Below are 10255 nucleotides of genomic sequence, written 5' to 3'. Positions count from 1 at the left end.
CCTCCCAGCCCCGAGGCCTTCCTCGAGCGCGTCGCGGGCCTGCTCTCCGCCCAGGCGGCGCTGCTGCTGCTTCAGGAGGAGCCGGGCGCTCCCCTCTCCCTCTCCGCGCAGGTGGGGCTGGAGGCACAGGCACAGGGCGGGGCCGCGCTCTCCCTGGGGCAGATCCTGGGCGAGGCGGCCATGAAGGCCGGGCAGGGCAAGCTCTCGGGGCAGGCCGAGGATCGGGCGCTGAGCGAGGCCTCCGATGGCCGCTTCGGCAGCGGCGCGGCGGTGCGCATCACCCGCGGCGGCCAGGTGTGCGGCACCCTGCAGCTGCTGCGCTCACCCGGCAGGCCCTTCCAGGTGGAGGACCTGCGGCTGCTGGGCACGATGGTGGAGCTGCTGGTGACGTTGATCGAGCAGCACCGCCTGCGCGCCGAGTCCGCGCGGCAGCTCTCCGAGACGCGCCTGCTGCTGGACCTGGCCCGGACCACCGCGGGCGTGCTGGACGCGGCGGGCATCCTGGATGTGGCGGCGGACTTCCTCGTCCGCCTGATGAACGTGTCCAACTGCTACATCCTGCTCTACGACGATCAGGCCAAGGTGCTGCGAGCGGCCGCTAGCTCCGCCACCCACCGCGACTTCTTCCGCACCGTGACGATCCCCTTGGACAGCGAAAGCCTGGCGGCCCACGTGGCCCGGGCCCGCCGCTCCATCGCCATCGAGGACCTCTCGAAGAGCTCCGAGGGCTTCAACCTCGAGCTGGCCCGCCGCTTCGAGGAGAAGGCGATCCTGGGGCTGCCGATGACCTCGCGTGACGAGCTCATTGGAGTGGTGATCGTGGACGACACCCGCGGCCCGCGGACGTTCGGACCCGCGCTCATCGAGCTGGCGGAGGCGACCTGTGGCCAGCTCGCTCTGTCCATCGCCAACGCGCGCCTCTACGAGTCGCTCTGGATGTCCTACGCGGAGCTGGCCGCCGCCCGCGCGGAGATGGTCAAGCGTGAGCGCCTGGCCGCCCTGGGCGAGCTGTCCGCCATCGTCGCCCACGAGGTCCGCAACCCCCTGGGCGTCATCTACAACGCCGTGACGACGCTGCGGCGCCTGCTCAAGGTGGAGGGGGACTCGGCGATGCTGCTGGACATCCTCTCTGAGGAGAGTGACCGCCTCAACCGCATCGTGGCGGACCTGCTGGACTTCACCCGGCCCCGCGAGCCCATCCTCCAGCCGGAGGAGGTGGGCCGGGTGGTGCAGGACGCGCTCGAGGCGGCTCGCGTCCAGGGCGGGACCGAGTCCCAGGCCGTCTCCTTGCACATCGAGGTGGAGCCGAGCCTGCCGTCCGTGCACATGGACCGGCGGCTCATCCACCGAGCGCTCGTCAACGTGGCCGTCAACGCCATCCACGCCATGCCCCAGGGGGGGGTGGTGAAGGTGAGCGCTCGCCGGGAGCTCCATGATAACCGGGACCACGTGCGCATCGACGTGTCGGACCAGGGCATGGGCATCCCCACCGAGTTGCTGCACCGCGTCTTCGAACCTTTCTTCACCACCAAGGCCCAGGGGACCGGGCTGGGGCTCGCCGTGGTCCGTCGTATCCTCGAGGAGCACCGCGGCGAGATCGCCGTGGACAGCATTCCCGGCCGTGGCACGACGTTCACCATCCGGCTACCCTTGCTTCCCCCCTCTCTCCCGTGACCGACGACAGCTCCTCCAGCCCCCCCAACCCTCCTGCGCACCGGGGCCGCATCCTGGTGGTGGATGACCAGCGCAACATGCGCACCACCACGGCCCTGGTCCTGCGCACGGAGGGCTACACCGTCTCCGAGGCTGCCACCGGCCAGGAGGCGCTCGACTTCCTCACCAGCAACAGCGTGGATGTGCTCCTCACGGATCTGAAGATGGAGCCCATGGATGGGCTCTCGCTGCTGAGGAAGGCGCTGGAGGCCGTGCCGCGGCTGCAGGTCATCGTCATGACGGCCTTCGGCTCCATTGACAGCGCCGTCGAGGCCATGCGCCTGGGGGCGTACGACTACATCACCAAGCCCTTCAAGGACGGGGTGCTGCGCCACCGCGTGGAGCTGGCGCTGGAGCGCGCCCGGCTGCTGTCCCAGGTGAACCTGTTCGCCGACGAGTTCAACGAGCGCCACAACCTGAACGCGCTGGTGGGCACCAGCCTGGCCATGCGTGAGCTGAAGAGCCGCCTGCTGCGCGTGGCGCAGAGCGACGCCACCGTCCTCATCCAGGGCGAGAGCGGCACCGGCAAGGAGCTGGTGGCGCGCGCGCTGCACACCCACAGCCGGCGCAGCTCCAATCCCTTCGTGCCCGTCAACTGCGCCGCCATCTCCGAGAGCCTGCTGGAGAGCGAGCTGTTCGGCCACGCCAAGGGCGCCTTCACGGGCGCGGTGAAGGCCCGGCGCGGCCTCTTCGAGGAGGCGGACGGGGGCACCCTCTTCATCGACGAGGTGACGGAGACGAGCCCCGCCTTCCAGTCCAAGCTGCTGCGCGCGCTGCAGGAGGGCGAGGTGCGCCGCGTGGGCGAGTCCACCTCGGTGCGGGTGGACGTGCGCATCGTCGCCGCCACCAACCGGGACATCGAGATCGAGGTGCGCGAGAAGCGCTTCCGGCAGGATCTCTACTACCGCCTCAACGTGGTGACGCTGCGGGTGCCGCCGCTGCGCGAGCGGCTGGAGGACGTCCACGATCTGGCCCGGCACTTCCTGGAGCGCGCCAACGCTCGCAACTCCCGGCCCCGGCGGCTGTCCGGCTCGGCCGTGGCGCACCTGATGGACTACACCTTCCCGGGCAACGTGCGCGAGCTGGAGAACCTCGTCGAGCAGGCCGCCGCGCTGGCCGAGGGGGAGGAGCTGATGCCCGAGGACTTCCCAGTCCGGCCGCAGGCGCAGATCACTCCGTCTCTGGGGGAGGTGGCCGCCGCCTTTCGGGCCCCTGGAGCGCCTGCGCAGACCCTGGCCGAGGTGGTGGAAGAGGCCGAGCGGCGAGCGATCCTCCAAGCCTTGGAGCGTCACGAGAAAGATCTGGCCCGGGTGGCCGACGAGCTCGGAGTCTCCTCTACGACCCTCTGGCGGAAGATGAAGCGCATCAAGCTGCTGGAGACGGGCACTGGGAGCGAGCCCCACGGCAAGTAGCGGATGCGCAGGCCTGGGCTCAGCAACGTCAGTCTCCTGGTGAGCCAAGCAGCCCACTGGAATCACACTGGATTTTCAGTGCTGGAACGACTGGGCGCAGGAACGGGTGCAGATATTTCAAACCTGCAAGGCGATCGGCAATCTTCAGATCTGCAAGCCGGGTTTCAGCGCTGCAATGGCGAACTTGAAATCGCAAGGCCGCGGGAGTGTTGGGCACTTCTACAAGTGCCTGAGAAAACTAGAGATCCCCCCGGTTGGGGCGTTGGCACGCGTGCTGCTAAGACACTCCTCGGGACGCATCGAAGCGAGGCTGAAGGTGGTTCCCCCCCACCCCTTCAGCACTTCCGGTGAGTCACTTTTAGAAGACCCGCGGCCCGACTCCCTTCTGGGGTGTCGGGCCGCCTTCTTTTATACGCTCCCCCTGTGCTGCCTTTGCGCGGCACTTCCTGGAGCTTGGGGGGCGAGAGCCACCCCTCCCTCAGTGCAGCGTCCTCGCCTCCTGGCTCTGCCGGTAGGTGGGCAGGCGCAGCGCGTGGACGAAGCCCACGGGGGTGAGGCCCCGCCCGTTGCGGAAGGGCCAGAAGCGCAGCGAGACGGGATTCAGCTCCACCTGCGCCACCAGCCGCAGCTCCGCGAGCGGGTACCAGCGGCCCGCCGCCTCGCCACGCAGGGGCCTCACCTCGAAGGTGAAGCGGGCCTGCCCGGCCCGGAGCGCAGCCTCGAGCCGCTCCACCCGGCTGTGCCCGGGAGCATCCGCGTGGCTGGCGACGATGCGCAGCTTCGCCCGGCCCAGCCCGTTCACCTGGAAGGGAGAGACGGCGTAGTAGTCGTTCTCCAGCCAGTCATGGGTGTCCGTGGAGAGCGGCGCCAGCCCCAGCGTCCACGGGGAGCGCACGGTGGCGAAGAGGAGATCCTGATCTCCGGGAGCAGGCTCCTCGGTGACGGCCTCCTCCGAGCGCAGCCGCACCGCGAGGCCGAGGATGTCCGGCCACTCGCGCTGCCCGCGCCAGAGCGCGGTGGACAGGCGCACCAGCGCGGGCCCGGCCAGCCGCGACGCCAGCGGCAACAGGCTCGCAAGCGTGGTGACCTCCTTCACCTCGGCGCGGTAGGTGACGCCCTCGGGGTGGAAGAGGCGCGCGTGCCGCAGCGCCGCCCCCACTCGGACGGCAGGCCCCCATAGTGTGCCGATGACTCGGCCCAGCTCCTCCGAAAACGACATGCGGAGACTCCTCCCGGGCCAAAGGTGGAGCATGACCTGGGCGGGGAAAAGCGGCAGGGAAGCCAGTCCGCCTGCCTGCTCGCAGGGCGAAGGGAACCTGCGGAGGGGACTGGTGAAAAGACGACGCCCGCCCGAGCGAGGCGCTGGGCGGGCGTGGGGCTTCGGTGCGGGCGCCGGGTTTAAGGGCCGGTGAAGAGGTTGCCAGCCTGGGTGAGCCACTCGGTGATGGAGCCCGGGAGGATGCCCAGCGCCACCACGGCAACGGTGGAGAGCACCAGGGTGAGCTCCGTGGCCCAGTTGCGCTCCAGCGTGTGGGCGCCCTCGGGGGCCGGCCGCATGAACATGTAAACGACGACGCGCAGGTAGTAGTACACGCCGGCGGCGCTCGAGAGCACGCCGACGATGGCCAGGCCGATGAGGCCGGTGTCCACCGCGCTGCGGAAGATGAGCAGCTTGGCCATGAAGCCGATGGTGGGCGGAATCCCGCCGAGCGACAGCATGAAGGCGGCCATCGCGAAGGCCCAGCCCGGCCGCCGCTGCGCCAGCCCACTGAACCGGTCCAGGTCCCACGCCGTGCCCTTGTCCTCGTCCTCGCGGCGCTCGATCGCGGAGACGAGCGCGAAGGCGCCCACCGCGGTGACGGTATAGGCCAGCAGATAGAAGAGGATGCCGCGCAGCGCGTCCGCCCGGGCCACGTCCAGCGGCGAGCCCTCGCCGAGCACCGTGGAGCCCAGCAGTCGGAACTCCTCGCCCGGCCTCGAGGCGAAGAGCGCCGCCACGCCCACCAACAGGTAGCCCGCGTGAGCAATGGAGGAGTACGCCAGCATGCGCTTCACGTTGCGCTGGGGGATGGCCAGCAGGTTGCCGACGATCATCGTCAGGAACGCGAGCGTGGAGAAGATGATGAAGGGCACCTGGGGATCCATGCCCTTGGCCACGGCGAGGAACACGCGCACCAGCGCCGCGATGGCCGCCGCCTTCACCCCGGCGCTCATGAGCGCGGTGACGGGCGTGGGCGCGCCCTCGTACACGTCCGGCGTCCACATGTGGAAGGGCACCGCGGCCACCTTGAAGGCGAAGCCCGCGGCCACCAGGACGACGCCGCAGTACACCAGCGCCTTGTACTGCACCACGCCCTGTCCCAGGGCATGGCTCAGCTCCGTGAGCTGCGTGGTCCCGGTGGCGCCGTACAGCAGCGCCGCGCCGTACAGCAGCACTGCCGAGGAGAAGGCGCCCAGGATGAAGTACTTGAAGCCCGCCTCGCTCGGCCGGGTGCCGCGCCGCAGGTACGAGGTGAGCGCGTAGGTGCCAATGGAGAGCACCTCGATGTTGACGAAGACGGTGATGAGCTCGTTGGAGATGGCCAGCAGGCTCATGCCGGCCGTGGCGAACATCATCAGCGCGTAGAACTCACCGCGCTCCGCCCCGCGCCTGTGGAGGAAGCCCGTGGCGCTCAGGGCGGCCAGGCCCAGGCTCAGGCAGAGGATGAAGGACAGGAAGCTGGAGAACGGATCCAGCACCGCATACCCGAGGAACACCTGCTGCGCCGGCTGGAAGATCAGCCACACGGAGACGATGCCGCCCGCCAGCGCCGTTCCAGCGGTCATCACCGCTTGGTACCCACGCGACGAGGTGGCGGAGAGGAAGACCTCCGAGAGGAGCAGGATGGAGGCGCCGACCACCAGGATGATGGCGGGCAGCAGCGGGAGGAAGTCTGCCGAGGTGATGTTGGGCAGGATCATGGCGGGAGGGGATCCTTACGGCCGGGGCGTCGAGGGGAGCACCGTCGGCGCGGCGGCGAGCGGACTGGAAGGACGAGAGGGGACGGCGGCCGTCTTCTCGGCGGGCAGCGCCATGACCTCCACGGGCAGCTGGGAGGCGTCCGGGATGGCGCCCGGGGTGCCTACGCTGGCGCGGGCGACGAAGCGGTTCGTGGAAGGCGCCAGCCGGTCCAGGAACGGCTGCGGCATCAGGCCCATCACCATCACCAGCACCAGGAAGGGTGCCACGGTGGCGATCTCGCGCAGGTTCAGGTCCGGGAGGAACTGGTTCTCGCGGTGGGTGAGGCTGCCGAAGAACACCTTCTGCACCATCCACAGCATGTAGGCCGCGCCCAGGATGACGCCCGTCGTGGCGAGCGCGCTGAACCCGATCCACAGGGTGCTCTTGAAGCTGCCCAGCAGCACGAGGAACTCGCCGACGAAGCCGTTGGTGCCGGGCACCGCCACCGAGGAGAAGGTGATGATGAGGAACGAGGCCGTGAAGAACGGCATCACCTTGGCGATGCCGCCGTAGTCAGCCATGAGCCGGGTGTGGCGGCGCTCGTACAGGAAGCCGAACAGGAGGAACAGCGCGCCCGTGGACACGCCGTGGTTGAGCATCTGGTACGCGCTGCCCGAGGCGCCCTCGGCGGTGATGGCCAGCATGCCCAGCATGCAGTAGCCCATGTGGCTCACGGAGGAGTAGGCGATGAGCTTCTTGATGTCCCGCTGCGCCAGGCACATCAGCGCGCCGTAGACGATGCCCACCACCGACAGCGCCGCGAGGAGGGGCCGCGCCTGCTGGGTGGCCACCGGGAACAGGGGGATGGCGAAGCGCCAGAAGCCGAACGTCCCCATCTTCAGCATCACGCCGGCCAGGATCATCGAGCCGGCCACGGGCGCCTGCACGTGTGCATCCGGCAGCCACGTGTGCACCGGCCACATGGGCACCTTGATGGCGAACGCCAGCGCGAAGGCCGCGAACATCACCGGGCCCCAGGTGTGCAGCGTGCGCGCCAGCCCGGTGACGCTCTCACATGTGCCGGCGGCGGTGCAGCGGGCCAGCTCCTGGTTGGCCCCCAGCAGCGCGTTGTAGATGGCGGCGTAGTCGAACGAGCGGTTCCCGGACGAGCCGCTGAGGAAGTACAGGGCGACGATCGCCACCAGCATCAGCAGCGAGCCCACCAGGGTGTAGAGGAAGAACTTCACCGCCGCCATCTGGCGATCCTCGCTGCCCCACACGCCCACCAGCAGGTACATGGGGATGAGCATCGCCTCGAAGAAGACGTAGAAGAGCAGCACGTCCAGCGACACCAGCGCGCCCACCATCGTCGTCTGCAGGACGAGCAGCGCCAGGTGGAACTCCTTGATGCGGTGGCTGATGTACGTGGTGGAGGCCATCACCACCAGCGGGCCCAGGAACACGGTGAGCAGCAGCAGGTTCGCCGCCAGTCCATCCATGCCGATGTGGTAGCTCAGCCCGAACTCGGTGAACCAGGGCACGCGGTACTCGAGCTGGAACTCGGCGCCGCCCGGCTGGTAGCGCGCATAGGCCCAGGCCCCGAACACCAGGTCCACCAGCATGCCAATGAGCGTGAAGGTCCGGATCTGCCCGTGCTCGCCCGAGGGCATCAGCAGCACCAGGGCCGCGAAGAGGAGCGGCAGGAAGATGACGAGGTTGAGCAGGTGGGTGTCGAAGAAGCCCATTAGAACACCTTGAGGATTGCGTAGATGACACCGCCCAGCAGTGCCAGCGCCATGACCGCGGCGTAGGCCTGCGCATCGCCCGTCTGCAGGTAGCGCAGCGCGCTGCCCACTCGCGCCGTGACCCACGCGGTGCCGCGCACCGCCACCGTGTCGATGAGGAGCGAATCCACCACCCGGTAGAGCACGAAGCTGAGGAACTTCACCGGGCGGATGATCAGGAACTCGTACAGCTCATCCACGTAGAACTTGTTCTGCACCACCCGGCGCACGGCGCGCAGGGGCGCCGGAGCGGGCTGGCCCGCCTGCGAGGGGAAGAACTTCAGGTACAGGAAGGCCGCCACCGCCCCGCTCAGCGCCACCCACACCCACGCGAAGAGGTAGTCCCCGCCGGTGGGCTTGCTGGTGTCCAGCTGCACCGTGTTCGCCGAGCCAGCGATGCGATTGGCCGCCTGGAACACCGGGCTGAGGAAGTTCTCCATCAGCGCCTGCGGCGTGTTGGGCAGCCAGGCGCCCGCGTACACCGCGGAGCCGATGCTGAGCACCGCCAGGATGAGCAGCGGCAGCGTCATGTACCAGGAGCTCTCGTGCGCGTGCGGCACCCGGGCCTCGGGCGAGCGCTTGCCCTCGAACACCAGCAGGTACAGGCGCGTCATGTAGAAGGCCGTGCACACGGCGATGAGCACGCCCACCGGGTAGAGCACCTTGGACACCCACTCCAGCCCGTGCAGGTGGTTGTGGTGCACGCCGTGGAGGATGGCGTCCTTCGAGAAGAAGCCAGACAGCGGGATGATGCCGGTGATGGCCGCCGTGGCGATGAAGAACGTGAGCCACGTCCAGAACATCTCCTTGCGCAGGCCGCCCAGCTTCTTGATGTCCGTCTCGTCCGCGTTGCCGTGCATGACGCTGCCGGCCCCGAGGAACAGGCACGCCTTGAAGAAGGCGTGGGTGACCAGGTGGAACACGGCCGCCCAGAAGACACCCATGCCCACGCCCATGAACATGATGCCCAGCTGGGACACCGTGGAGTAGGCCAGCACCTTCTTGATGTCGTCCTGCGCGAAGGCGATGAGCGCGGCCAGCAGCGCGGTGCTCGCCCCGACGAACGCCACCGTGGCCATGGCCACCGGGCTGAGCACGAGCAGGAAGCTCATGCGGCTGAAGAGGTAGACACCCGCGGTGACCATCGTCGCCGCGTGGATGAGGGCGGAGACGGGCGTGGGGCCCGCCATTGCGTCCGGCAGCCACACGTACAGGGGCAGCTGCGCGCTCTTGCCCGCCGCGCCCAACAGGAACAGCAGCATCGCCACGGTGAGCGCGCCGCCGTAGGTGCGGCCCTCCAGCGGGCCCGACTTGATGGGCGTGTCCAGCTTCACCACGCCGCTGGCCTCGGGCATGGCCCGCGCCAGTGTCTCCAGGCCCTGGAAGGTGACGGGGCCACGCTGCTCCAGGCCGTTGGCGTACCGAGCCACGTTGCTGCCCACCGGCTGCAGGTCCGTGTCATTGGCCTGCTTCACGAAGGCATCCACCATCAGCACCAGGAGGAACGTGCCGATGAGGAAGGCGAAGTCACCGATGCGGTTGGTGATGAACGCCTTGCGCCCCGCCCACGCCTTGGCCGCGTCCGTGTACCAGAAGCCGATGAGCAGGTAGCTGGCCATACCCACCCCCTCCCAGCCCACGAAGAGCAGGACGAGGTTGTCGGCCATCACCAGCGTCAGCATCATCGCGACGAAGAGGTTGAGGTAGGCGAAGTAGCGCCAGTACCCGTCGTCGTGCTCCATGTAGCTGGTGGAGTACAGGTGGATGAGGAAGCCCACGCCGGTGATGACCAGCAGCAGGGTGCCGGACAGGTGATCCACCAGCAGCCCGAAGTTCACCCGGAAGTCGCCCGCGCTGAACCACGTGCCCAGGTCGTTCCACAGGGCGTAGCGCGCCGGCGAGCCGCCGAAGGTGTTCACCACCGAGACGGGCACCCCGTTCTCCGCGTGGCTCGTGGCCCAGAAGGCCAGCACCGAGAGCACGAAGGAGCCCGCCACGGCGGAGCAGGCGATGAGGTTCACGTTCGCGCGGCCCAGCTTCCGGCCGAACACGCCGCAGATGAACGCGCCCAGCAGCGGCAGCGCGATGATCATCCACAGCGATTGGGACAGGACGTCCGGGGCGATGGGCGCGGTCTTGAGGAGGCTGGAGAAGTCCATGCGGAAGCTCTCGAAGGGCGGGGGACCGCGTCAGTGCTTCATCGTCTTGATGTCGTCGATGTTGACGCTGCCTCGGCTGCGGAACACAGCGATGACGATGGCGAGGCCCACGGCGGCCTCGGCGGCCGCCACCGCGATGACGAAGACGGCCGACACGTGGCCGATGTTGTCGCCGCGCATGCGCGCGAAGGCGAGGAACGTCAGGTTCGCCGCGTTGAGCATCAGCTCCACGCACATGAACACCAC

7 protein-coding genes are annotated in these 10255 nt (G+C 68.7%); 2 read left to right on the top strand and 5 right to left on the bottom strand.

All coding sequences use genetic code 11. The annotated features are described in order from the left end of the window. A partial coding sequence (locus tag VD972_RS07960; protein ID WP_324983200.1) for a sensor histidine kinase occupies nucleotides 1-1674 on the top strand: 1674 nt, incomplete at its 5' end. A 59-nt stretch (nucleotides 1675-1733) separates the two neighbouring features. Then, a complete protein-coding gene (locus tag VD972_RS07955; RefSeq protein ID WP_324983202.1) occupies nucleotides 1734-3125 on the top strand; it encodes a sigma-54 dependent transcriptional regulator in 1392 nt (463 codons plus the stop codon). Nucleotides 3126-3603: 478 nt separating this feature from the next. On the opposite strand, the gene VD972_RS07950 is transcribed toward VD972_RS07955, so the two are convergent. From VD972_RS07950 to nuoK, 5 genes are all read right to left on the bottom strand, one after another. Then, nucleotides 3604-4344, bottom strand: coding sequence for a hypothetical protein (locus VD972_RS07950; protein ID WP_324983198.1), 741 nt, complete (start codon nucleotides 4342-4344; stop codon nucleotides 3604-3606). A gap of 179 nt (nucleotides 4345-4523) precedes the next feature. Next, the gene (locus VD972_RS07945; RefSeq protein WP_324983196.1) at nucleotides 4524-6086 is read right to left on the bottom strand and encodes an NADH-quinone oxidoreductase subunit N; all 1563 of its coding nucleotides are present in this window, start codon (nucleotides 6084-6086) and stop codon (nucleotides 4524-4526) included. 15 nt (nucleotides 6087-6101) lie between these two features. After that, nucleotides 6102-7811 carry an NADH-quinone oxidoreductase subunit M gene (locus VD972_RS07940; protein WP_324983194.1) on the bottom strand — a complete coding sequence of 570 codons (1710 nt, stop codon included), beginning with the start codon at nucleotides 7809-7811 and terminating at the stop codon, nucleotides 6102-6104. Further along, on the bottom strand, nucleotides 7811-10009 hold the full coding sequence (nuoL, locus tag VD972_RS07935; RefSeq protein ID WP_324983191.1) for an NADH-quinone oxidoreductase subunit L: 2199 nt from the start codon (nucleotides 10007-10009) through the stop codon (nucleotides 7811-7813). Before nuoL ends, VD972_RS07940 begins: the two co-directional genes overlap by 1 nt. A 30-nt stretch (nucleotides 10010-10039) precedes the next feature. Then, the coding region (gene nuoK, locus VD972_RS07930; protein WP_324983188.1) for an NADH-quinone oxidoreductase subunit NuoK at nucleotides 10040-10255 on the bottom strand (216 nt) is incomplete at its 5' end.

Origin of the sequence: Hyalangium sp. (genome assembly GCF_035629615.1) — a bacterium.
Lineage (GTDB): Bacteria > Myxococcota > Myxococcia > Myxococcales > Myxococcaceae > Hyalangium.
Note: the sequence above shows the minus strand (reverse complement) of the source record. Positions and strands in the feature narration are given on the sequence as shown.